Raw genomic sequence first — 24,705 nt, forward strand, 5'->3', positions numbered from 1 at the left:
TCCGCCGGAATGGATCAAACTTCCGTGTCATGAATCTCGACCCTTCCCATCTGAAAATCTTGCCCGCGACGCCGGAGTCCATCCGACTCGCCAGCGACGCGCTGCGTGATGGAAAGTTGATCGGTTTGCCCACCGAGACCGTGTACGGCTTGGCCGCACGAGGCGATCGTCCCGATTCGGTCGCGAAAATTTTCGCGGCCAAGCAACGGCCCGCGACCAACCCGCTGATTTTGCACGTGGGCGATCCCGACGCAGTTCATCCATTGGTCTCGATGGATTCGGACATCACGCGGCGGCGTTTCGCAGCAGCGTCCTCCTTGTGGCCTGGACCACTGACATTGGTTCTGCCGCGATCCGAGTCGGTGCTGGACTGCGTCACCGCGGGAGGCAACACCGTGGCCGTGCGTGTTCCCGCTCATCCAGTCGCATTGCAATTGCTGAGAGAGGTTTCGCTTCCGATCGCTGCCCCAAGCGCCAACGTATCGAACTACATCAGCCCGACTCGTCCCGAGCATGTGATTGATGGATTGGTAGACTCCGTCGAATGGGTGCTCGATGGTGGCAACTGTGATGTCGGATTGGAATCCACCGTGCTCTCGATCGCCGACCCAAAGTCTCCGCCGACGATCCTTCGCGAAGGCGTGCTGTCAGCAGCGAAACTGGAAGCCGTGTTCGGCGAACCTGTGTTGTCATCCGCCACAACCAACATGGAATTATTGAAGTCTCAATCAAACGCACCAGCCGCCTCACCGGGTTTGCATCGCAAGCACTATTCGCCTCGAACGCCACTCCGGTTGGTTGCGGCGACCGAAAATGTTGCCCCATCAAACGACGGTGGAAACAACAAGAGCCGCATCTTGAGGATCCGACTCCGCGGTCCTGCCGTATCGTTGCCTGGATACGCCGACGTTTGGAGTCTGTCGCCGGCCGGTGATCCCTTTGAAATTGCCAACCGGTTGTACGATGCCCTGCGGCGAGCGGATTCGGGCGAATTTGAATCGATCGAGATCGATCAAATCAACGTGCAGGAATGGAGCGAAGCGGGGAACCCCAACTTGCTCGCCGCAATTTCGGATCGACTGCGTCGCGCGTCCAACCAAGACGACTCGGCCACTTGAGCAAGCGGCAGCCGAAGTTTGAATCATCGGTTTCGCGTTGGGCACGGTTCTCAGTGCGACAGAACCGCGGCTAACGCCGAGCGGCTGATTGAAGTGGCGTCCACCGAGTCGAGTCACCTGCTTCGATCACTTCAGCCAAGGGCGCGATGCATCCGGCTGAACCGCGATGATCGGCGGCTGAGATGATTCGATGGTGCCGTTGTTGGGTGCGATCATTCCCGGCGGTGTCGCCAACCACGTCTCCACGTTCCAGCCGGCTTGGCGGGTTGCGGATGGATCCAACCGCATCGCTTGAGCCAACCAGGTTTGTGCGATCTCGGGCTGGCCAGAATCAACTGCGATCGACGCCAGTTGCAAACGTGACGTCGCATCCTCTGGGTTTTTCTGAGCCGAGGCGATGAAGTACTGGACCGACTCTTCGGTTCGCCCCAGTTCTCGCATCGCGATTCCTCGCAGCAAGTCCGCGGCTCCCGGGCGAATGGCCTCGTCGACGTCGCCTACGACCTGAGCGTCTTCACGCAAGCGATCCAAAGTTGCAAGCAGGCGATCGTAGCGTTTCTGTTGGTGATAAATCTCTGCCGTTCGCAATTGAACGTACGGGTAGTCGGGCTGCAGTGACAAAGCTCGGTGGTAAGCCGACAACGCTTCGTCTTTCTCGTTTCGAGCGACTTGGCAATCGCCCCAGAGAGCCCAGAGGGCCGCCCATTCACGATCCGAGTCCAGTGCAATTTGACACTGCCGTGCCGCCTCGTCGACTCGTCCCACTTCCAAGTACATCCGCCCCAAACGCTGCATGTGCTTAGGATCGCCGGCCGAAAGCTGAACCGCCTTTTCGAGGTGCTCGATCGCTTCTTCTCGAAGACCTTTTTGCCACAGCGATTCGGACATCCCACGATGCGCCGCGTCGTTGACGTTGGATACGTCGAGCGCCTCCGTGAACAGTGTTTCCGCGACCGTCCAATCGCCTTGACGCATCGCTTTCGTGCCCTGCCGCGATAGACGTCGAGCGGCGATTGATTGCCGGCTTTCACCGAACCGTCCGATGCCGCGACAGCCTGCCGAGGGTGGGATGGTCGTGAAACACGTCATCAATAATCCCAGCCGCAACGCCTTCTTCGACAACGACGCGACTGACTCCACGCCAACGATGCGCATCCATCGGTTGCATCGCTTTGGATGCCAATCGGTTGGAAGACGCAACGGTTTCACGCGGTTAGTTCCGGAGGAAAACAAGCGGCACCGCACGACAAACGCGGCGCCACTCTCACGCATAGCAAAATGACGTTCCCCGATGCCAGAGAACTCGAAAAACCCCGCCAATCTCGCAAGCTGCCAAGTCTCGAGGTCGTACAGTTTTATTTCGCCCTCCCTTTGGGAGGGTCGGCCCGCTTCGGGCCGGGGAGGGTTACGCGCTGGATCCAATGCTGAGCCCTCCCCTCGCTTCGCTCGACCCTCCCAGCGGGAGGGTGATGACAAACGCCCGGCAATACAGCATCTAAAAACTGCACGACCTCAACGCAGGAGGTCGCGCAGTTTTATTTCACCCTCCCTTTGGGAGGGTCGGCCCGCTTCGGGCCGGGGAGGGCTACGCGCTGGATCCAATGCTGAGCCCTCCCCTCGCTTCGCTCGACCCTCCCAGAGGGAGGGTGATGACAAACGCCCGGCAATACAGCATCTAAAACTGCACGACCTCAACGCAGTTGGGGAGGGTCGGTATCCGAGCGTTCAGCGAGAATTCCGGGGAGGGAAGTGCGCTCCGTTTCCCATGCTCGACGCTCACCCTCGCGTACGCGTGAACGGCGTCGCTCGACCTCACCCCAAACTTCGTTTCGGGAGAGGCACGCCAGCGGAATTCTCCCGAAAAGCGGTATCAGAAAACCGCACGACCTCCCAAAGGGAGGTGGCAGTAAAACGGCACGGCCTCCCGCCAGCCGAGCTCGCTTTTGCCTGCCAATGAACCGGCAAGGTTTACCAGACCGGAACAGGCGATTGGATCGGAAGCGTTTGCTTGACCGGACCGACCGTCACGACCGAATCGTCAGTGCAAACCGGCTCAGAATCAGCCGATCGATCAGCTACAGCGAAGGGCATCTCAAACGCACTGCGGCGTGGGAATCTTCGCGTGATGGATCGCACCAGGGCACGTGTCACGTGTTCATCTCCAAACGGAATGCAATTGATGTTGCCACATTCGCTTGCCGAATCGGAAGAAGAAGCTCCTGGAATGCTGCTGCAAGAGTTGGAACGTCGCCAAGACGATGTCCTGGCTCAACTGGATGATCTGGAAGCCAAGCTCAACGAAGTCCTGAGCGGATTGAAAATCGAACCGGACACCACACCGCTCGACTGATCCTGGCACGTTGGCGAGGTTCCCTGCGGCGTGAATCCTCAGCCATTCCAGACATGCAATGCGGTTGCAAACAACGTTGCTGAATGCGAATTGATTTCTCGCAGATTTCTGAAGGCACTCCGCATGAATAACGTAGGCTTCGATATGAAGTGTCACGAACTCGCTGAGAAAGTCTCGCAGCTGCGACCGGAGTTGTCGCCAACGGACGTCGCGCGTCTCTGTTTGATGATCCTCAATCAAGAAGAGAACCCATCGCGTCTGGATGATCCGGCGGCCCTGCAGTCCATCTGGCAAAACGTCAGCTTCCGCTTCGAAGCGGCGACGGACCAACACGCAGCCGTCTCACGCGAATTGGACACGCTGCTGAACGACGGCCCCATTGAGTTTTCACCGGACCAATTGTGGACACTGCTTCGCGCGGTCAAGGTCCAAGGCCAGATGCTGGACCTCTACACAAAAGACGTGTCGTTCGCGTGAGCGAGCCAGTGTCGCAAAACCGCTGAGCGATCAGCGTTGGTCAAGTGAGATCACGTCTCGCTCAGTCGCGCCAGTGTAGATTTGACGTGGACGATTGATTCTCGAAGCCGGGTTCGCGTGCATTTCACGCCAGTGAGCCAACCAACCGGGCAATCGACCGATCGCGAAGAGGACCGTGAACATCTGGACCGGAATCCCGAGAGCACGGTAGATCACGCCGGAATAGAAGTCGACGTTGGGATACAACTTGCGTTCGATGAAGTACTCGTCTTTGAGCGCCACCTCTTCCAGCTTTTGAGCGACCTCGAACAACGGGTCGTCCAAGTTCAGCTTGGCCAGCAACTTGTCGCAACTGGCGCGAATGATCGTCGCTCGAGGGTCCGAGTTCTTGTAAACGCGGTGACCGAATCCCATGACGCGGAAGTCGTTGGTTTTGTCCTTCGCCATGTCGACATACTTCTGAACGTTGCCGCCATCGGCCGCGATTCGTTCCAACATGTTGACGCAAGCTTCGTTGGCACCACCGTGGAGCGGTCCCCACAGTGCACCGATGCCAGCCGAGATTGACGCAAACAAGTTCGCGTTGCTACTGCCGACCATGCGAACGGTTGACGTGCTGCAGTTTTGCTCGTGATCAGCGTGCACGATGAACAGCAAGTTCAGTGCTTCCGCGAAATCGGGATCGACCATGTAATCCGAGGTCGGTGTCGCGAACATCATGTGCAAGAAGTTTTCGCAGTAGTCCAACTCGTTCTTGGGATACATGAACGGTTGGCCCATCGACTTCTTGTAGCTGTACGCCGCGATCGTTGGCAGTTTCGCGATCAAGCGATAGATGGAAATCTCGACCTGACGTGGGTCATTCAGATCCATCGAATCCTGGTAGAACGTCGACAACGCTCCCACAACGCTGCTGAGAATGGCCATCGGGTGGGCATCTCGCGGGAAGCCGTTGTAGAACGACCGCATGTCCTCGTGGATCATCGTGTGTTCACGAATCCCCGAACGGAACGTTTCAATCTCGTCTTTGTTGGGCAGGTCGCCAAAGATCAGCAGATAAGCGACTTCAACGAAGTCACAGCTTTTGGCGAGTTGTTCGATGGGGTAACCGCGGTAACGCAGGATACCTTTTTCGCCATCCAAGAACGTGATCGCACTGCGAGTGCTGCCCGTGTTGACGAACCCATCGTCCAAAGTGATCACACCGGTGTCGGCACGCAGGCGACTGACGTCGATCGCTTGTTCACCTTCGGAACCTTCCACCAAAGGCAACTCAAGGTTGGTATCCCCGAATTGGACTCGGACGGTGTCGGCTCGTTGAATTTCCAAACTGGAGGAGGAGCTCATGGGCGATCTATTGGATGCAATTGACGAGTTGGCGGGACATCGTTGGGGTGACAGACGTAGTGTAGCCCTGCGTCATGCAAGCGACAATCAGACCTCGATCAGAGCCGGCTCGAATGACCGAGATTCGGCGGGCGTCTTGGTTGGAAGGTTTTTCCGTGTCACAATTTGACTTGCCGTGATTCGCGGTGCCAATTTCATTTGCCCGTGTTCATTCGCCGGTGCGGTTGCGGAACATCACTTCCGCAACGTTTGGCCGAATTGATTCCGTCGGGATCGATGTCCTGCTGCGTGAGCGAATGAATCAAACAATCCCGAGGAGTCGGATGCGAGCTCATATTTTGGTGGTCGAAGACGAGCGACACCTTGGTGTTGGCATAAAATACAACCTCGAGGCCGAAGACTATCGCGTCTCGCTGGTCGAAGACGGCCCGTCGGCGTTGCAGTTGATCGAGCATTCCAGCAACGCGATCGATCTGATCGTGTTGGACCTCATGCTTCCCGGGATGAGCGGATACACCGTTTGCGAACAAATTCGCGAATCGGGCAACACGACTCCCGTGCTGATGCTCTCCGCCCGAACGTTGTCCGAAGATCGTGCACGTGGATTCGACGTTGGTGCGAACCAGTACATGAGCAAGCCGTTTGACTTGTACGAGCTGATCAGCCGCGTCAAAAACTTGTTGCAAACTTCACCGGCCGGGACGGTCGCTCGCGTCGCTCCTCCCGCACCCGAAACCGTCAACACGATCGCCTTTGGCCGAGTCGAAGCGGACTTCCGGACCCACCAAGTCTCGGTCGACGGCCAGCCCATTAAAATGACGCCAAAGGAACTCCGTTTGCTGCGTTACTTTGTCGAGAATCCTGAACGCGTGATCAACCGATCCGAATTATTGACCCAGGTGTGGGAGATGTCAGGCAATTTGCAGACTCGAGCGGTCGACCAATTCATCGCTCGGCTTCGCAAAGCGATCGAACCGTCTCCCGCGGAACCCGTTCACTTGTTGACCGTTCGCGACGCCGGATACCGATTCGTTCTGGAACCCGAAACTTTGGAACCGGAAGCGTCGGCGAGCTGACCCGCTCGCCCGTCCCTGGACGGCTTGGTACGCTATCGCATGCGACGATTTTTCTATCCGCCAACCACAAACCCCCACGAGCACCATGGCTTTCACGCTGCCCGAATTGCCGTATGCCTACGACGCCCTCGAGCCGCACATTGACGCGCGGACGATGGAAATCCACCACTCCAAGCACCACAACGCTTACGTCACCAAGACCAACGACGCGTTGGCTGGTACCGATCTGGCTTCCAAGTCGATCGAAGAAGTCATCTCCGACTTGTCGGCTGTGCCCGACGACAAACGCGGCGCCGTCCGCAACAACGGTGGCGGCCACGCCAACCACTCACTGTTCTGGACCGTATTGGGTCCTGGCAAAGGTGGCTCGCCATCAGGCGATTTGGCCGCTGCGATCGATGCCGCTTGCGGTTCGTTCGACGCCTTCAAAGAACAATTCGCCAACGCGGCTGCGACTCGTTTCGGTAGCGGCTGGGCATGGCTCTACGTTTCCGGTGGCAAGCTGCACGTCGGCAGCACCGCCAACCAAGACAACCCGTTGATGGGCGAAGCAATCGCTGGCATCAGCGGCACACCGATCTTGGGATTGGACGTTTGGGAACACGCTTACTACCTGAACTACCAAAACCGTCGCCCCGATTACATCTCCGCATTCTGGAGCGTGGTCGACTGGGACGCCGTTGCCACCCGCTTTGCGGCTGCCAAGTAACCCCTGAGTTTTCAACTCAATTGACTTGCGAGACCGCTTGCCCCTCCTCGGGTGAGCGGTTTTTTCATGCCCTTGCGAAATGGAGATTCACCGAGATAATTGCGATCTTTCCCACTAAAAAAACACGACTTCTTAGGAACTGAACGCCATGCCACTCGTCCCACTTCGCGTTGTCTTGGATCACGCCGCCGAAAACGATTACGGCGTTGCGGCGTTCAACGTCAACAACATGGAGCAGATCCAGGCGATCATGGAAGCTGCCGATGAAACCGATTCACCGGTCATCATCCAAGCCTCGCGTGGCGCTCGTGCTTACACCCAAGACACCTACCTTCGTCACCTGATGGTCGCCGCGGCGGAACTGTACCCACAGATTCCAATCGTCATGCACCAAGACCACGGCAACAGCCCCGAGACCTGCTTGTCGGCCATCGAAAATGGCTTCACCAGCGTCATGATGGACGGCTCGCTCGAAGCTGACGGTCAAACCCCAGCCGACTACGAATACAACGTCAAAGTCACCGCTGAAGTCGTGAAGATGGCACACGCTCGCGGCGTCAGCGTCGAAGGCGAACTGGGTTGCCTCGGATCGCTCGAAGACGGTGGCGGCGAACAAGAAGACGGCCACGGTGCAGTCGGAACGCTGACCCACGACCAACTGTTGACCGACCCCGATGAAGCTCAACGTTTCGTCGAAGAAACCGGCTGCGATGCACTGGCCGTTGCGATCGGCACCAGCCACGGTGCCTACAAATTCACCAAGAAACCAACCGGTGAAGTTCTGGCCATGGATCGCATCGAAGCCATCCACGCCAAGCTCCCCAACACTCACTTGGTCATGCACGGCAGCAGCAGCGTGCCACAAGAATTGCAGGACATCATCAACCAGTTCGGTGGTGAGATGAAGCAAACTTACGGCGTGCCTGTGGAAGAAATCCAACGTGGTATCAAGAGCGGTGTTCGCAAGATCAACGTCGACACCGATTGCCGCATGGCGATCACCGGTGCGATCCGCAAAGTCTTGACCGAAGACAAAGCCGCCTTCGATCCACGCGCTTACTTGAAACCAGCCCGCACCGCGATGAAGGACGTTTGCGTCGCTCGCATGACCGCCTTCGGCCAAGCCGGCAACGGTGCCAAGTTGCGTGCGACTCTCGGCGCCGCAGTCTGATCCAACTCGCGTTTCACCAATTTAAACGCGAACGAACAACACACAATTCAAAAGCCTGGAACGGAACCCTCCGCTCCAGGCTTTTTTCATGCCCAAACCCCGTGATGGACGAGGCGACAAGGCCTTCACGCCAACGGCACGCCAGAAACCAAACAGGTCGGCAGAAACTATCGAGCACAACCATATGACTCATTAGGGCGTTGCGACTTGCTGTACAACCAGCGAGGCCTTCAATGGCAAGGCCTGCCACCGACATCGCCAAAACGTGCGGTTGCAACGCGCCGATGCCAGATTGCTCGCCTGCCTTCCACTAGCGTGAACGATGAGAAACCATTCAGTCACAACAGGCAGCAGACATGGTACCTTAGTCCTTCCAAAAAACCGCTGACTCGCCCGAACTTTCGTCGTTCTCGACCAAACGAGCTGACCTGGAATCGCAACTTGCACGTAGATTCACCCAGAATGCACCGAAGGTTTTTAAGAACAACCGCAAGCCGACTCACCAAATCGCTGTCTCGTGATCAACAAGTGAAGGCAGAGCTTCTGGGAAACGATACAAAGCAGATGAGAAACGGTTGTGAATGACGGGCATTAGCCCGATTGCAATAATAGTCAGGTAAATATTAATTAATCTCAGGCGAAGTGCTCTCCTACTCGCCTAGGCGTGGCAATGGGTCGCCTAGCACCATAGACGCGACTTACAACTTACGGTGTGAAGACAGTATGCGGTTCAGGTATCCACACCCCGGAAACGAAGATGAATTTGAAGAGTTTTGCGTAAGGTTCTATCGTCATCTTCTACGTCGCGAAGGGCTAGTTCGATATGGCAAGCGAGGAGAAAAGCAAGATGGAATCGATATCATCGATCAGCTTGGAATGAAACCACTCCACGTCATCCAGTGCAAAAACCACGAGCCGACGAAGACGATTCCACCAAAAGAAATCAACGATGAGGTTTTCGCTGCAGAGGCTTCAGCGCATAGCATTGACCGTTTCATTATCTCCACAACAGCTAGGAAGAGCAAAAACGCTCAGGATACTGTCTTGCAGCTAAACCAAAGAAATGCAGGTTGCCCTCCGTTTAAGGTCGAAATTCATTTTTGGGAGGATGTTTGCGGTTACTTGGACGGGTTTGGAAGGGCGGTCGCCGAGTTCATCGTGTACTCCGAATCGATAGAGGCTCTTCCGTTGGCCCGAGTAAGCCGAGCCTCGTACCAACCAACTGTCGACTTGGACCAGGACAACGCTGACGAACTCTTCCAGGACATTCATAAGCTATTCGAGGTTAGAAAGCTTGAAGCGGCTCAGCATGAGATTGATAAGCTGCCAGATCCTCAACAGAACGAGGCTCTGGAGACGAATCAGCGTTACGCGATTCTGCGACTCAGGGCGAAGATGGCTTTGGAAACTCTACAGGCCGACGAAGCGATACGCCTGTTCCACCTTGCGTATGAAACATGCCCAAACCTGCAACAAGCAAGGCGGAATCGAGTACTCGCTCTGGAGTTCGCTGGGGACCGTAAGCAAGCACTAATCGAGGCAAAGAATCTGATAAACGATGGCGATCAGTCGTCATATCTGATGGCGTTTATTATCCGAAACTCGGAAACAGCCTCCGATCTCAAGCCGTACCAAGAGAGCATCAACACGCACTCCTCCACCGATATCGATGTCAACATTGAGCTGGCCCAAAGATACCTGAAGTGGGGAAGAGCTGAGGACGCCAGGGAAGCCGCAAGTAAGGCAGTTGAACTATCCCCAGACTCCGCACACGCCCAATTTGCACTGGGCATGGTCTCCCACCACCTAGCTCTGCACGGCGATTGGCAGACACGTACACAGCGACTCACCAAAGCGATTGAGCATTATTCGGACGCTATAAAGGCGGCAATTCGCGACAATTATCGCGGCCTGATCCCTGAAATACTTATTCACCGTGCGAGAGTTAATTCGTTCTTGCGGCAACTCGACAAAGCCGACGCGGACTTTCGTGCCGCTGTTGATGCCGCTAGTGTTCCAAGTCTCTACGCAGAAGCAGCAGTATCATTCTTTTTGAGCGAGGACGATTACGAGTCAGCAGAGGAGATGCTTCCAGTGCTTGACTCATCGTCGGATGAAGCCGCCTTCCTGATTGGAGTTACAAAGTACCACTGCGCTTCTCCGCGTGACAAAATGGAGGTACTGTCTGATTTCATCAAGTTGACCGAACGTAATTTTGATAGGTCGAACGAAATTCGATACTTCTGTGTTCAATGGGCAATCGAGCTTTCAAATCTATCGCTTGCCCGAGAATGTGTGCCCGACAGTTTCGTTGACCAATTTTCATTCCAAGGAAATTCTTTACTGGCTTGGATTGAGCTCGAATCGGGGAAGCGAAACCGTGCAGGTGAGTTCGCTTTCGATGCGCTCAATTCAAGCTCGAAATCTGCCCATCGAATGGAGATTGCGATATTAGCCAGAATACTGGTCCGCCTTGGCGAAGAGGAAAAGGCCCTCCCGCTTTGGGAGCAAGCGGCTGTGCCAGGGATCTTGAACGACGACTGCAAAGCGTTGTTTAGTTGCGCTCAGCGGCTCGATCGCCACGACACTCTTCTGCGCATTTGCTCTGAGCTCAGGGAAACAGGTCAACAAGATCAATTGATCCGAAAAGTTGAGATTCAACTCCTATCTCAGTATCAACCAGAGAAGGCTTTTGAACTGGCGACCAAATATCGAGAACTTGACAATGTCTACTATGGTGCGATGCGAAATTTCCTTGCGATTCGCCTCGCCAAGCTCGGAGAAGTCGATCTCCCTAAACAGTTGGCATCGCACGCCCCAAAAATTTCCCCCGAAGAAGCGTACCTAGTAGTTGTCCCGCTTATCGAAACATCGTGTTACTTGCTTGCGATTGACTTTCTCTACCACCAACTGCGCTCCCACTTTTCCAGCGCGCTCGCGCATGGGCAATTTATCTGGACGTTTTTAAGGTTTGCCGAGAAAGCCGAGATTGCAGTCCAACCCAACGTTGTAGACGTTCAAAGTGCGGTTCAGCTCAAGAACTCGTCGAAAGAAGACACTCGTTGGGTCGTCATAGAGGATACAAGTCCAGACCCTGCGAGGGATGAATTCACGGCCACTTCGCCCGTAGCCCAACCGTTGGTTGGGAAACATAGAGGCGACTCTGTCGACCTCACTCGCTTGACGGCGCAGCCTCATCAAGAACGGATCGTCGACGTCAAGTCAAAATACGCGTATCGCTTCGAAGATTCGATAAAGAACTTCCAGATTCGATTTCCAGGCGAGGCATCAATACAGTCGATCAACATGGGAACACCGGACGACCTAGATCCAGCTCCCCTCGTTGAGAGTCTAAAGGAACGGAAGGAATATGTAGACAAGGCGATAGCATTCTACCACGAGGAACCTTGTTCCTTGCATCTACTTGCAACTCGCATAGGGTTAAGCGAGTACAAAACCATGGATGGTCTGACTGCGAATGACGCCTGGATGCTACGGTGCAACGAGTGTTCTCCAAGCGAGTTCGATGAACGTGCTGTTGAAGGATTTGAAGGGCAGAAGATCGTCACGGATTTATCTGCTCTTGTAACCATCACGCGACTTGGCATTTTGGATTGCCTCGCTGACCAATACGAATTCATCGTTTCTCGAAAATCCAAAGAGACAATTATTGATTGGCTCAGCGAACTTCCTGATCCCGAACAAGGGGCGGACACCTATGCGTCCCTCACCGCAGAAGGTGAATTCACCATTCGGGAGGTGCCGTTTGAATTAGCGAAACGCGACCGCGAAGAAATAGAATCAATCGTTTCCTTCGTTGAGTCACACTGCGAGGTGAGGGATTCCCCTGGAATGGTAAATCTTGCCCCAAAGAAACGCAAACTCTACGGTGAGTTCATCGGGCTCCATAGCCTTGATTCGATTGGCATAGCTGTCGACGAACACTCTTTACTGTGGACCGATGACTTTTGCACTGCCATGATCGCAGAGACTGATTTCGGTGTGGATCGAATATGGACCCAGTTGCTTCTCAGGGCCTTCTTAGCGAATGGTAGCCCTGCAACTCCTCAGCTCTACAGCGAAATGGTGGCTAAACTAGCTGGCTGGAATTACGTGTCAACAGTTTGGAACAACGAAGATGTCGTTGCGGCAGGCGAACTATGTAACTGGGATATCAATACCTGGCCTCTGAAACAGTGCCTGCGTCTTTTTCGCTCACTAAGGATGCCACGATCTGCAAAGGCTCGTCATATGCTAGACTTCTTTCGACAGCTTCGCAGGTCATCGTGTGTCGAATTCAAGCAAACTACGATTGTACAGTCGACCCTCAATGAGTTGAACTGCGCGGCAACAGTACGGCTGATGATTCGTCACGTTGACCAGTTTTTCCCGATCGATTTTCCGTCGGCGAGCTTCCTGAAAGAGGAGTTCATCTACTGGGCCAAGCTGAGATAAGTTGGTATCAAGCTGCACCGCAACTCGTACAGTTCGAACACCACGTGATGAGTGGCTATCCTACAGGCCAATTTTTAACGGAAGCCCAAAAGGAGACGGGGGGCAATTGGAGGCGTCTCTGCTTTCAGCGCCTTCCTTGCTGTCGAAATGTGGCCCGAAGGTCACGTCGGTCAACGAGTTGATCGTCTCAGTTGAAGAGGACCGTGGGCAAACGGCTGAGCGAGTTTTTTTGCGCTGGCTCACAGCCACTTGTGCCCCTTCGCTAAACTGAAACTTAGACACTCAAATCCCATCTCTCTGATCCACACGAAAACCGTCATGTCGTACGAAATCACCGAGATTGCCGAGGGCAAGATCATCGAACTGGTTCTCTCTGGCAAACTCACCGGGGAAGCCTACGAGCAGTTTGTGCCGGTGGTGGATGCCCAAATTGAACGCTGGGGCAAAGTCCGGATGATGGTCGTGCTCACCGACTTTCATGGCTGGGACGCGGCCGCACTCTGGGCCGATACCAAGTTCGCAATGAAACACTTCAGCGATATCGAACGACTCGCACTCGTCGGCGAATCGAAGTGGGAAGCCGGCATGGCCACCTTCTGCAAACCGTTCACCAAAGCTGCCGTCAAATATTTTGATCTCGCGAACATCGAAGATGCCCGGGCTTGGATCCAAGAAACCTGAGTAGGTTGGCCACTCTTGGCCGACAACCGCGACTCGGACGGGCAAGAGTGCCTTTTTGTACCCTACATCTTTTGAGAGCCGCTTGCGTTGGGAATCCAAGCGGTTTAAGACCGAACATCCCTTGCCGAGGAATCATTAGTGTTTGATTAGCGGCGATTAGTGTTCCCTTGACCGCTCTGGTGGAACACTAATCCGCTCTGATCGGACACTAATCTTTGGTGTTTCGAGATGTGGGATATAAAAAGGCAAGAGTGCCCATCCTACAGGCGTTCCAACGTTGTTGACGACTCAATCAACAAGCCGAGAAAGGATCGGGTGCAATCACAGGCTGGAAGCCTATGCCACTTCTTTTCGACTCAGTCCGAACGCCAAACGGCTGATAGGAGAGCACGCGAAGATTCGCGAATCGAATACCTATTCCGACAGAACGTGTCCGGGCACGATCAACAGTGGATGCGGGCTGCGACGAAGACGATCGTTCACAAAGCCTTGGATGAATCGGTCATCGACTTCCAATGGCATCACCAGCAATTGCTGCGTCGAATCGGAAAGTGGATGTGGCGGTGCGAGCTCGCCGGCTTGCGGGATCAATGCGTAGCTCATCTTCATTTCTCGAGCGGTCGCATTCATCGCGGCGTGCAATTGCGTGTGCGATTGCGCCAGAGCATCGCTCAGCTTGTCGACATCAAACGCTTCATCCGGACGGATCGCTTCCAGAATGCTTCGCACGTTTTCGAAGTGCTCTTTCTCGACGATCAAGTTCAACGAGACCTCGGCGCCCGGCGACGCCAATCCAAACGCCCAGGCCGCCGCTCGGCTCTCGACGTCACACTCGCTTCCCGCCATCAATAGGACTCGCCCACGGCAAGTCTGGAACACCTGGTCTTCTCGGCGGGTCACCAAAATCGGAACCGGGCATCGCGATAGCAGGACATCCATCACGGTCCCAACGCTGTCCGTTCCGACTCGCTCGAACGAGCGTCCAAAGGGGCAGGGCACAAGGACCATGTTCACGTCGTGCGTTCGCAACGCTTGCAGAATGACTTCGAACGCTTCGCCTTCTCCACGAGCGATCGCGCGGGCGCCGCTCATTTGCCGAGCCGCCTGAATCGCATCTTCGGTCGCCGCATCGGTCGATTCCGCTGCGTCTCGAGCGTCCAACACCAACGTCTCGGTATTGAATTCTTCGCGAAGCGTTTTTGCCGATTCAATGGACGTCGCGTCTTGCGGCGAACCATCCAAAACCAACATCACTCGCGACGGTCGGATGGGCGTCATCGGAGTTGCCGATCCCACCTTCGCTCGCTCGAACATGCGCATCGAATCGTCGACATCACGATCCAAATCGGGTGATTGATCCATTACTCAAGTCGCTCGCTAGAAAAGGAAACTCAGTGGGCCGGCAAGGTCGGTATCGCCGTGATATCAGGAATGTATCCCTGATGGTGCATCCACATGATGTAGAGAATCGCGCCGATGACCTGCACCACCATGATGCCACCGCCGAGCTTCAAAAAAGTGCCCCAGCCAACGTGAATGCCAGCCTCGCGTTTCAAAGCATAAATCGCGATCACGCATGAGATGGAACCAATCGGTGTTCCGTTGCCGCCAAGATTGCAGCAAATCACCAGCGTCCACCACAACGGTTCGGCGGGCACTCCCGTGTCACCGCCCGACACATCTTGGACAATCGGAATCAACGTCGCGGCAACCGGAATGTTGTCGACAATCGAGCTAGCCACGGCCGAGAAACCGCCCATTAAAGGCACCAGCAATTCGATCCGATTGTCGGACACCACAACGACTTGCTGAGCCACCCATTTCAATGCCCCGGTGTGTTTGACGCATCCGATGATGATGAACAGCCCCATGAAGAACAAAATCACGGTCCAGTTCACTTTGCCAATCGCATCCTCCACACCTTTGCCCGCAAACAGCAACGCCGCGGTGGCTCCCACCATCGCGACAAAATCCATGCCAACTCCGAGTGGTTGTGCCAAAGCAAAACCGATCACGGTGCAAAGCAGAATCAAGGAGCTTCGCAACAAGACGCCTTTGTTCTCGACCAACGCCCAAGGATCGAAACCCTCGATTTGCTGTTTCAACGCGGCTTTGTCTTCGTCGGATTGCTTCCACGGCAAATCATTTCGAAAGAACCAACGCAAACCCGCAATCGCGACCACCAAACTGACCACGGCGTAGGGCAGCGAGACTCGCAAGAAATCGACGTAAGGAATGCCGGCCGCGGTCCCGATCATGATGTTGGGCAATCCGCTGGCGAACGTCGCGATCGCACCACTGTTCGCACACACTGCCACCGACAGCAACAACGGCATCGGCTTGTAACCGAGCGAGCGGCAGATCACCAACACCAGCGAACTGAGGATCAGCATCGCGGGCACGATGGTCAGCACACTGACAAACAAAAATGTGACCACGCACAGGGTCATGAACAGCCGGTTGGCTTGGCCGCCCGTCAGCCGGACGATCCACATGCTGATGAAGTGAAACAGTCCACTCTTCCCGACGACATCCACCAAAACCCCGGTGCCGATGATGACTCCGAAGATATTGAGATCTTCTTTCAGGAAGTTGTAGACGGTTGGATATTCGAACAAGTCCAACGCGACGCTCAGGATCACCAAGACCGCTGCACCGCAAAGTGCCGCCACCGTCTTGTGAAAGCGTTCGATCGCCACTCCCACGTACGTTGCCATCATCACCACGGCAAACAGCACCATCACCCAAGCGGGTGCGGACGCGGTGGGCATCTCAGTCAGCGATGCAGCCAACATCATGAAATCACTCCGGAAAGAACTCGGACACGTTCACACGGCAGCCTAACGCACGACTGGAAAGCAACCAACCGCGGATCGGATTTGCTCACGCGAGCTGATTCGCAATTCGCTTGCCGAGCGATTGCATGGCCGTGACTCCGGTCTCGAACTGGCCGGCAAAGTGAATGAACCCGTGCAGCATGTCCGAGGCATTCTCTCGCGTCACGCTGACCCCAGATGATTCCATCTTGTCGGCAAGAGCCAACCCTTCGTCTCGTAAGACGTCGTAGCCGGCCACCAGAACATGCGTCGGCGGAAAGCCCGTGAAATCCGCTGCCATCAAATCCGCGAGTGGATCGGCGTCCTGATGAGCTTCGATGCCAAAGAAGCCGTCTTCCTCCAGTCCGAAGTAGTTGGCCCAAAACCACTGCATCGTCCGCTTGGTCAAACCAAACCCGCTCTCAAACTCGCGATAGGATCCAGAATCAAACCTCGGTGTCACCACTGGATAGACCAACACCGCGTACTTCACTGAAACGTCTGGATCGTCTTTGGCAAGCAACGCCACCGCCGCGGCCAAATTGCCACCGGCACTGTCGCCCATCACCGCCATTCGATCCGCATCGAGCTTCCACTCACCCGCCAACTTTGCGATCGCCTTCGTCGCGACAAAGCAATCCTGAACCGGCCCGGGAAACGGCGACTCGGGCGACGGGCGATAGTCAACGGAAACCACCGCCGCCCCAGATGCACCCGCCAAACGTCGACAAGTCGAATCGTGCGAGGCAACATCACCCAGCACCCATCCGCCGCCGTGAAAGAACATGATCACGGGAGCCGCATCGGGCAAACCTTCCGGACGGTAGACGCGAACCGGCACGGACAGTGACTGGCCATCGGCAGTGGTTTCTTCGACTCGGTGATCTTCCACCGACTGCATCGCCGGCCCATCCCCAAAGCTGTCGACCAAAGCCGAGAAACCACGTCGAGCCTTCACGACGCCCATCTCTTCCCACCGAGGTGGCTGCAGCTCTCGCAGCAAAGCGACAAAGGTTTGAGCTTGCGGGTGAAGTGTCATGGTTCGATTCCGGTGGGACGGTGAATGCCGGCGTATGGTAACAATCCGCTTTGTCGATGCACCCCCGGGCCGCTCGCCAATTGCCCGCCCGCGCCTCGCACCATTGCGATGACTCCTCTCAATGCGTCCCGATCCTGAGCGATGCCGCAAAGATCGGATTGAGCGGTTTGATTGTGGCTACGTCACTCTGGCGGTAAGCTCTTGACGTTTCGATTCCCCCGTTTTCGCGACTCAAAACGTTTCGCTTCCTCGCAACTGCTCCACGGACACCCCATACCATGGCTGACTACCAATATCACGACGTCTCCAAGATGGTGGACCACTCGTTGCTGCCACCAACGCTGACCGAAGCCGACTTGGATTCCGGAATCGATTTGGCGATCGCCTACGAAGTCGCCAGCGTTTGCATCCTGCCCTACTACTTGAAAAAATGCGCCCAGCGGCTGGCCGGGACTGGAGTGAAAGCGTCCACCACGATTGGCTTCCCACACGGCGGCCACACCACCGCGATCAAGAAAGCCGAAGCTGAGCAAGCAATCCAAGACGGCTGCGAAGAACTCGACTTCGTTGTCAACATTTCGCAAGTGCTCAGTGGCGGATGGGACTACGTTCAAAACGAAATCGGTGCCGTCACCGAACTGACGCATGCGGCAGGACAAAAGATCAAGGTGATCTTCGAAAACTGCTACCTGCAGGACGAACACAAAATTCGCTTGTGTGAGATTTGCACCGAAGTGAAAGTCGACTGGGTCAAAACTTCCACCGGCTACGGCACCGGCGGCGCAACCATGGACGACCTTCGGCTAATGCGGCAACACTCGGGCGAGGATGTTCAAGTCAAAGCGGCCGGCGGCGTCCGAGATCTGAAAACGCTGCTGGAAGTACGAGCTCTCGGCGTCACCCGATGCGGTGCCAGCCGAACTGCCGAGATGCTTGGTGCAGCCCGAAAAGAACTCGGCTTGCCGGAAATCGAAGTCACCGCGACCGGCAGCTCCGGGTACTGACTGTGATCGCACAAGCCATTTGATGGTTCAGGGTTGTTGCTGGTCTTCTTGCAGGTTGGATGGATCGTCCGCCATCTCTGTTGCGAGCTGCCCGGCGCGTCCCATCGTCCACAACCGCAACCCTTCCAAACGCTGTTTGCCACGAACGTAGTAATCCTGGTCAAGCTTGCTCAGGTGTTCTTTGACGGCGTTCTCGTATCGCACCGCACTTTGCTCAGTCAGCTCCACCCAACCGAGCTTCTCAAACTGCTGTGCCAGCGCGGCACCGATCTTTTGGTGCCCGACGATGCTGGGGTGCACGTGATCGACGAACCGACTCGGATCGGGAATTTGATCGGCGATCAAAGCACCACGGAAATCTCGTTCGTCCAGCAACGTTGGCGCATCAATCAACGGAACCCGGTATCGCTCGGCGATCGCCTTGGTCGATTGAACGATCGCACTCGTTGCTCGCAGTGGGCAAACATCATGATCACGAGCCGCGATCAAATACTGCCGTGCCGGTTCGCTGTCACCCCGGTCATAGAGAAGCCGCCCCAAGACATAGTTTGCTCCCGCGTGGGCTGGATCCATTTCCAAGCATTCGCGAAGAGCATCGATGCGGCGAGATGGGCTCCGATCCGAATCGCTGGCGATTGACCAAGCCGAACGAAAACGATTCTCTTCGTCTTCGGTCCAATCCGATCGCGTTTGTATCTTGAAGGGTGGCGTATTGACCAAATCAGATACGGGAACGCACATGATCAAAGGCAAATCATTCTCCCGCGTTCGCCCGGCAATCTTTTCCAACGAGGTGGCAAAATGCCCTTCCACGCCGCGTTGCCAAATTGGGTCACGCTGATAGCTTTCCAATCCACCGGGGCGGTCCAAGATTGTGTCCACATTCGCGGCCAACTCCGTTGGTTTATTGGAGGCAACAAAAAATGACTGCACCCAACGAACCGTGTGCAGTCTTGATCCGATCGAAGTTGCCCAACGACTCACCGTGCCCATTTCGCGAACGTGTGCGTAGGTGCGGTCCTCTAAGAATTCATTGTGACCGGTGTACAGCACAATCGCATCAGGTTCATGCTCCAAAACCTCTTCGAGAATCTTTGCCACCCGGTAACTGGCGTAAGACGCCCCGCCACAATTGATGACCTCGTATTCGAAATCACTGTCGGCTGATTCGAGCCACAAACGCAACCAAGTTGAGAAGGCAGTCTCCGTCGCGTAGGGTCTGCCTTGAACCGTCGACCCGCCCAAAACGAAGACACGTCGAGTCCCAGGTGCCTTCTTCGCCGGGAACGATTCGGGCCGAAAGAAGTTGTATCGTTCCGGTGGAATCTCCCACCGATCTGAATCTTTATTCAGAACAAACAAGGGCCGCAGTTGATTGAGTCCCACATAGGGATCGTAGTCGATTGCCTGGTCGGCGGAATCTTCCATTCCGCGCAGCCCCAACTCCAACAGCACGACCGGCAAGCAAGCAACCAGCATCGCCATCAACCGCATCACCCAACGCCTGCGTCGAAGTCGCCCTCCCGGGGCACGCACCTCCTCTTTCGCACAGCCGCCGTCAGTGAAACGCTCGTACTTCAACGGTACACCTTGCTGTCGTTGACGATTGACTCCACCGAAACGATCGCCGGTTGTATTTCTCTTCGGATTGCTTTCCAGAATTGCAACCGCGACGCCGGCGACTCTTCCCGCGTACTTTCACGCTCCATCACGTCCATGCTCACCATCGCACTCAACATAGCAGCCAAATTTGAAACAGCCCCCCTGTATTGGCTCAAGGCAACCCCAGAACCTCTACCAGTAAAACCAAGGCGAAATCGATTTGGTTGTCTGAAGACAATGCATCGAAAGAATCTCAGCAATCCTAAAATGGTTCCCCCATCCATTCGGCCTGACATTGAAGCCATTCGCCCGTGTCCGTTCAGATAAAGTTTTCCGAGTCGCTCATTGCTTCATTCGTTCGTCCTTCCTCCGACTCGGATGATTGCCCTTCGACATCGTCTGTCTGGCTTGCTTCGAACGGACCTTGCGTCAGTTTCTGAACCTTAAAGTCATAGAGGTTGTAGATGCATTCCTTCCCGGCATCGATGTCGTAGGCTCGATTGCTGGACCGGCCAACCTGAAAAATCCCACCCGTTCGCAGTGATTGCCTTGAGCTGTGGAGAAGCTCATCGTCAGCGTACACATGATAACCGCGACGCCCTACATCTAGTCGCATCCGCATCGTGTGATCGCTTTCTTTCAATCCCGACCACTCGCGGTAATTGGTCTTAAAGCGTGAATCGTCTGGGGTATCATTGACGTAGAAATAGCGACTTCCAGGAGCGAACCGAAAGACCATCCCATTCAGCTTGCTTCTGAGCCCAAAATTCCAATCCGGCCCGCAGAGAATCCCCATCCCATAAGGTGAATACTCATCTTTCGATGCAGTGACCGTAACCTCGTACCGAGCTGGCAAGGGATATCTTGTATTGTTGTGCAGGTAGAAGAACCGATTCATTCGATCCACTCTGACCTGAATTCCGCCGATAGCGTCACCGTCCCATTCAGGTTCTTCAATCGCAGCAGCTTCGTTGGATTCGTCAAAGGGACCGGAACCGCTGTCAAAATGTTCCGTCAACCTCAACGCATCGTCCTCGCATTGTGGGATTGTTCGCCAGTCAGCACGCTCAAACGGGCCTGACGTCCGCATCGTGGCGTCCAACTCATTGAACGTGAAGTGGATCTGCTCTCCACGGTGAAACCTTTCCAGCAACTGTAGTTGCTCGCGCCGATTCTTCAGTAACCTCTCGACCGACGCTCTGGCATTCGCGAAATCCTCTTCAGTTCCGTCCGGGCAGCACGCTTCGATAGCATTCGGCGTCCCGAGCCAGGATTCTTCGATCGTGTCCAGGTTCTTGCGCAACTTTGGAAGCTGCTCGGCATCTAATGTTTCGCTGTTGAATACAACTTGACGGTGCAGTGTCATCCAAAGATTACGCGATTCTCCTTTCGCCAGCTCAGAGACAAACCGTACTTCATTGGAATCCATGTTGTGACCAACCCAGTCCACCTCATTCACACGCTCTCCCAGTGTATCCATCATTAGGATCACATTTTCAAAATCTCCGGCTTCCCAGAGTATCTGCAGTGCCCAAGATGGCACTGCAGTTCGGAGCTGGTAAGTTCGATCGACGGAATGGTATTTCTTCCAGGCTGATATCAACTTGCGAGCCCAAGCCAAATTGAAAGGCGTTTCGATTGCCGACTCGTCTTTCGACTTTCTCTCGAGATAGGGACGGACGAACTTGGTATTGCACATTTCGACGGCACCATCGGGGCTGTCCGCTTCAAGGCACTTCATCGTCATTTTCTTCTGCAGGGATTCGCTGCCACCCCAGCGAGGCATGAGCGATATGGAATATGCACCGAAAGCTGGATCGTAGTCCAAGTGTCCACTCAGCGCTAGGCGAAACCAGTGATGCGTCGACAACGGAGTCTTCGACAACTGCTTCTGCATGGACAATGCTTCGGTAGCCAATTTGGCCAATTCTGGACGTTGCACATAAGCTTCGACCGCGTGGGTATTCGCGATGGCTGCCAGCTCAAGGTACACATCGAAATCCGATTCATTCGTCTTTGAGACAAATTGGTTTCCACGGTAGTCCCAAGCTACCTTGCTGATGATTTCATGGGCGACCGCGTGCAGCACAAAATCAGGAACACCATCAACCTTGCTAGAAGTCAACTCATCGAAGAAGTCCATCGTCGCCGATGCATTCAGTCGCTCCAGTTCTCCCAACATTCGAAGCAAGCAGGCGTGGTCTCGCCCCACGCTGTCAGCACGTTGCGAGAACTGACACCAAGCAATTGGCCAAGCCGACATGTACCGCCGGATGGAGGTATCGAATTGATCAGCATCGTAGTGCTGAGCCTGAATCCCGAGCGACATCGTGCTGACCCACGCCGTGAGTAGCGGATCGAACCTCTCTTCCGCCTCCGCAATTTGGTTTGACGCATCGCGTACTCGATTGAGTTGGGTCTTTGCGCCCCCATCGGGATCGCAAAGCGTGAGTGCCAGTCCAATCAATGGGTCCCCCAACTCTTCTTGCCCAATCAACGCATTCAGCGACTCGACCGGCGGATGCTTGTTCATCAAGTTGTGCCAAAAACAGTCGCGCACCTTTTCTGCAAGACTGTCGATGCCGCTGACTTGCTCATGACGCTTTTTAAAACGATCAATCAGGACGTCGACATCAATCATGAACTCTTCGTAGAGATCATCCCGATAGATAGGCTTTTCGGATCCAGCCAGAGGCTCGTCAAAGACGTTGAGCAACGCATCCTCGAGATGAGGATCGGTCTTCGTCCGAGCCTTGACTACGTCGCGAAGGCGAATTTTCTGAGAGGTCACATCGACCGAAATCCTATCCAAGCAAGATTGGAACCTGTCGCTGCGAATATCTTCGGCCGACAACGGATTACGCTCGCGATAGCGTAGCTTTTCCGCTTCTACTCTCGCTTGTTCAACCATCGCTGCTGAAGAAATTCTCGCCTGCTCCAACGTTGCATTCGATGACCGGTAGACCTTCCACCCCCATGCCACTGACCATGCCGCCAACAACAGGACGATGACCGTGGCCATTTTGAGAATCCGCCAATAACTGCTCCCCCTTGTCTTGGAGCCGTTGGTGCCGTCTTCGTGCACCATTGTCTCGCGCATCGAATCTTCAGTCATCGAGTTTTGATCTTCCATCTTCCCAGTCCACCATTTTCTTCGCAACGTTTTGAATGGGCGATCACTCGATCACAACATCCGTTGACACCTGATGCGTTTGCCCCCAGGACCGAACTTCGATCAGATGGTCCCGAACGCCGGGTAATTGCTGCCAAATCGCTCAATCACAAATTCATCGTACACCAGAAGCCCCTAGCTGGGGCTTGCCGGCACCCCGCACGAGATCCGCATGACGAATTTGGATGGCACCAGCACGGAAACGCTCTCCCAATTGCCACCAACCACCTGCCAAAGAATACTGAACAAGGTTCTCAAGAAAGGATGAACGATCCACCCAATCGTTTGCGACTTGGTAGCCTCCGATGGAATCGTCGACTCCGTCCAGATTTCACTCCTCTCCCGACTCTCCATCGTGATTTACCTCGTAAACTAAGAGGCACTGCAGAAGCTTTCCCGAATTCTTGAAGGCAAACGAAGCCAGTCCGGAGCGAAATTGCCGTAGTGAATCAACAACGGCATTTCGACTGAATGCTTCCGTAGAATCGGTTGATTAAATTACCGCTAACAAATCCAGCCATCGGCTTGATTGAGCTGACAAACCCTTCCGATTTTCAGATCATTGCAAACGGTCCTTTTTGCGACGCTTCGCTTGTTACTCGTCCCGTACTCGTCATAACGAAACACCATGAGAATCAATCACCTGTTGTCCCTCGCCGCGTTTGTGGTGATTTTGCCAACCTCGCCCGTTACCGCGGTGGCCAACGACCCGCTTCCCTCGTGGAATGACACCGCGGCGAAACAATCCATCGTGGTCTTTGTTGAGCGTGTCACCGAAGAGGGTTCGTCAGACTTCGTCCCGGTGGAAGAACGCATCGCCACCTTTGACAATGATGGAACCTTATGGAGTGAGCAGCCCTACTATTTCCAGCTCGCGTTTGCACTGGACCGCGTCAAAGCGATGGCACCGGATCACCCTGAATGGAAAACCAAACAACCGTTCAAGGGTGTCCTGGAAGGCGATCTCGATGCTGTCATGGCCGGCGGAAAAAAGTCGCTGATTGAGATCGTTGCTGCAACGCACGCGGGCATGACAGCCGACGAGTTTGAACAGATCGTCACGGATTGGATCTCGACCGCGAAGCATCCCAAGACCGGACGTCTGTACAAGGAAATGATCTATCAGCCGATGCTGGAACTGCTGACTTATCTTCGGGCCAACGGTTTCAAGACCTTCATCGTCTCGGGCGGCGGAATCGCTTTCATGCGGCCATGGACGGAAGCCACCTATGGCATTCCACCAGAACAGGTCGTCGGCAGCAGCATCAAAACACGCTACGAGGTTCGCGATGGCAAGCCCGTGATTGTGCGACTGCCTGAGGTTGATTTCGTTGACGACAAAGAAGGCAAACCGGTGGGCATTCATTCGCACATTGGCAGACGTCCCATTCTTGCGGCGGGCAACTCCGACGGTGACTGGCAAATGCTTCAGTACACCACGATTGGCCATTCACCGAGTTTCGCCTTGATCGTGCACCACACCGATGGCGAACGCGAATGGGCGTACGACCGCCAATCGCACATTGGCCAACTCGATAAAGCTCTCGATGATGCCAAGCAGAAAGGCTGGACCGTCGTCGACATGAAGCAGGACTGGAAAACAATTTATCCAGGTGAGTGAATCGACGACCAACGCTCACAAGACAGTCGCCAGATGATTCAACGAGGTTCGCTATCGAGCCATTACC

Annotated in this window: 17 protein-coding genes; 10 read left to right on the forward strand and 7 right to left on the reverse strand. The window is 55.0% G+C overall.

The window, feature by feature from the left end:
- The first annotated feature begins 29 nt into the window (after positions 1-29).
- Positions 30-1,118 carry an L-threonylcarbamoyladenylate synthase gene (locus CEE69_RS19135; RefSeq protein WP_099262225.1) on the forward strand — a complete coding sequence of 363 codons (1,089 nt, stop codon included), beginning with the start codon at positions 30-32 and terminating at the stop codon, positions 1,116-1,118.
- A 126-nt stretch (positions 1,119-1,244) separates the two neighbouring features.
- Here the strand turns inward: CEE69_RS19135 and CEE69_RS19140 are convergent, their stop codons facing one another.
- Positions 1,245-2,327, reverse strand: a complete 1,083-nt coding sequence (locus CEE69_RS19140; protein ID WP_233215403.1) for a tetratricopeptide repeat protein — start codon at positions 2,325-2,327, stop codon at positions 1,245-1,247.
- A 970-nt stretch (positions 2,328-3,297) separates the two neighbouring features.
- On the opposite strand from CEE69_RS19140, the gene CEE69_RS19160 reads away from it, so the two are divergent.
- Both CEE69_RS19160 and CEE69_RS19165 read left to right on the forward strand, forming a co-directional pair.
- Complete coding sequence (locus CEE69_RS19160) at positions 3,298-3,468, forward strand: hypothetical protein (protein ID WP_233215404.1); 171 nt, start codon at positions 3,298-3,300, stop codon at positions 3,466-3,468.
- Between the two features lie 123 nt (positions 3,469-3,591).
- Entirely contained in the window at positions 3,592-3,945 is a 354-nt protein-coding gene (locus CEE69_RS19165; RefSeq protein ID WP_233215405.1) for a hypothetical protein, read from the forward strand.
- 30 nt (positions 3,946-3,975) lie between these two features.
- On the opposite strand, the gene CEE69_RS19170 is transcribed toward CEE69_RS19165, so the two are convergent.
- Positions 3,976-5,292 carry a citrate synthase gene (locus CEE69_RS19170; protein ID WP_099262231.1) on the reverse strand — a complete coding sequence of 439 codons (1,317 nt, stop codon included), beginning with the start codon at positions 5,290-5,292 and terminating at the stop codon, positions 3,976-3,978.
- Positions 5,293-5,615: 323 nt separating this feature from the next.
- Between CEE69_RS19170 and CEE69_RS19175 the strand changes: the two genes are divergently transcribed.
- The 5 genes from CEE69_RS19175 to CEE69_RS19195 all read left to right on the forward strand — a co-directional run bounded on the left by CEE69_RS19175 (position 5,616) and on the right by CEE69_RS19195 (position 13,384).
- Complete coding sequence (locus CEE69_RS19175) at positions 5,616-6,368, forward strand: response regulator transcription factor (protein ID WP_099262232.1); 753 nt, start codon at positions 5,616-5,618, stop codon at positions 6,366-6,368.
- Between the two features lie 85 nt (positions 6,369-6,453).
- The gene (locus CEE69_RS19180) at positions 6,454-7,077 is read left to right on the forward strand and encodes a superoxide dismutase (RefSeq protein WP_099262233.1); all 624 of its coding nucleotides are present in this window, start codon (positions 6,454-6,456) and stop codon (positions 7,075-7,077) included.
- A 148-nt stretch (positions 7,078-7,225) separates the two neighbouring features.
- Entirely contained in the window at positions 7,226-8,248 is a 1,023-nt protein-coding gene (gene fba, locus CEE69_RS19185; protein WP_099262234.1) for a class II fructose-bisphosphate aldolase, read from the forward strand.
- Positions 8,249-8,971: 723 nt separating this feature from the next.
- Positions 8,972-12,703 (forward strand): PIN domain-containing protein, encoded by a 3,732-nt coding sequence (locus CEE69_RS19190; protein ID WP_099262235.1) that lies wholly within the window; start codon positions 8,972-8,974, stop codon positions 12,701-12,703.
- Between the two features lie 318 nt (positions 12,704-13,021).
- Positions 13,022-13,384, forward strand: coding sequence for a SpoIIAA family protein (locus CEE69_RS19195; RefSeq protein ID WP_099262236.1), 363 nt, complete (start codon positions 13,022-13,024; stop codon positions 13,382-13,384).
- A 414-nt stretch (positions 13,385-13,798) separates the two neighbouring features.
- Here the strand turns inward: CEE69_RS19195 and CEE69_RS19200 are convergent, their stop codons facing one another.
- From CEE69_RS19200 to CEE69_RS19210, 3 genes are all read right to left on the reverse strand, one after another.
- On the reverse strand, positions 13,799-14,746 hold the full coding sequence (locus CEE69_RS19200; RefSeq protein ID WP_099262237.1) for a universal stress protein: 948 nt from the start codon (positions 14,744-14,746) through the stop codon (positions 13,799-13,801).
- A gap of 29 nt (positions 14,747-14,775) precedes the next feature.
- On the reverse strand, positions 14,776-16,182 hold the full coding sequence (locus tag CEE69_RS19205) for an ArsB/NhaD family transporter (protein WP_099262238.1): 1,407 nt from the start codon (positions 16,180-16,182) through the stop codon (positions 14,776-14,778).
- 85 nt (positions 16,183-16,267) lie between these two features.
- Positions 16,268-17,239 (reverse strand): alpha/beta hydrolase, encoded by a 972-nt coding sequence (locus tag CEE69_RS19210; RefSeq protein ID WP_099262239.1) that lies wholly within the window; start codon positions 17,237-17,239, stop codon positions 16,268-16,270.
- 278 nt (positions 17,240-17,517) lie between these two features.
- Between CEE69_RS19210 and deoC the strand changes: the two genes are divergently transcribed.
- Entirely contained in the window at positions 17,518-18,243 is a 726-nt protein-coding gene (gene deoC, locus CEE69_RS19215) for a deoxyribose-phosphate aldolase (RefSeq protein WP_099262240.1), read from the forward strand.
- A gap of 27 nt (positions 18,244-18,270) precedes the next feature.
- Here deoC and CEE69_RS19220 read toward each other — a convergent pair whose 3' ends face one another.
- Positions 18,271-19,824 (reverse strand): SGNH/GDSL hydrolase family protein, encoded by a 1,554-nt coding sequence (locus CEE69_RS19220; RefSeq protein WP_099262241.1) that lies wholly within the window; start codon positions 19,822-19,824, stop codon positions 18,271-18,273.
- Positions 19,825-20,164: 340 nt separating this feature from the next.
- A complete protein-coding gene (locus CEE69_RS19225; RefSeq protein ID WP_158231049.1) occupies positions 20,165-22,867 on the reverse strand; it encodes a hypothetical protein in 2,703 nt (900 codons plus the stop codon).
- Positions 22,868-23,645: 778 nt separating this feature from the next.
- Between CEE69_RS19225 and CEE69_RS19235 the strand changes: the two genes are divergently transcribed.
- Positions 23,646-24,638 (forward strand): HAD family hydrolase, encoded by a 993-nt coding sequence (locus tag CEE69_RS19235; protein ID WP_099262244.1) that lies wholly within the window; start codon positions 23,646-23,648, stop codon positions 24,636-24,638.
- Positions 24,639-24,705: the final 67 nt, after the last annotated feature.

The organism is Rhodopirellula bahusiensis (assembly GCF_002727185.1).
GTDB classification, from domain to species: Bacteria; Planctomycetota; Planctomycetia; order Pirellulales; family Pirellulaceae; genus Rhodopirellula; species Rhodopirellula bahusiensis.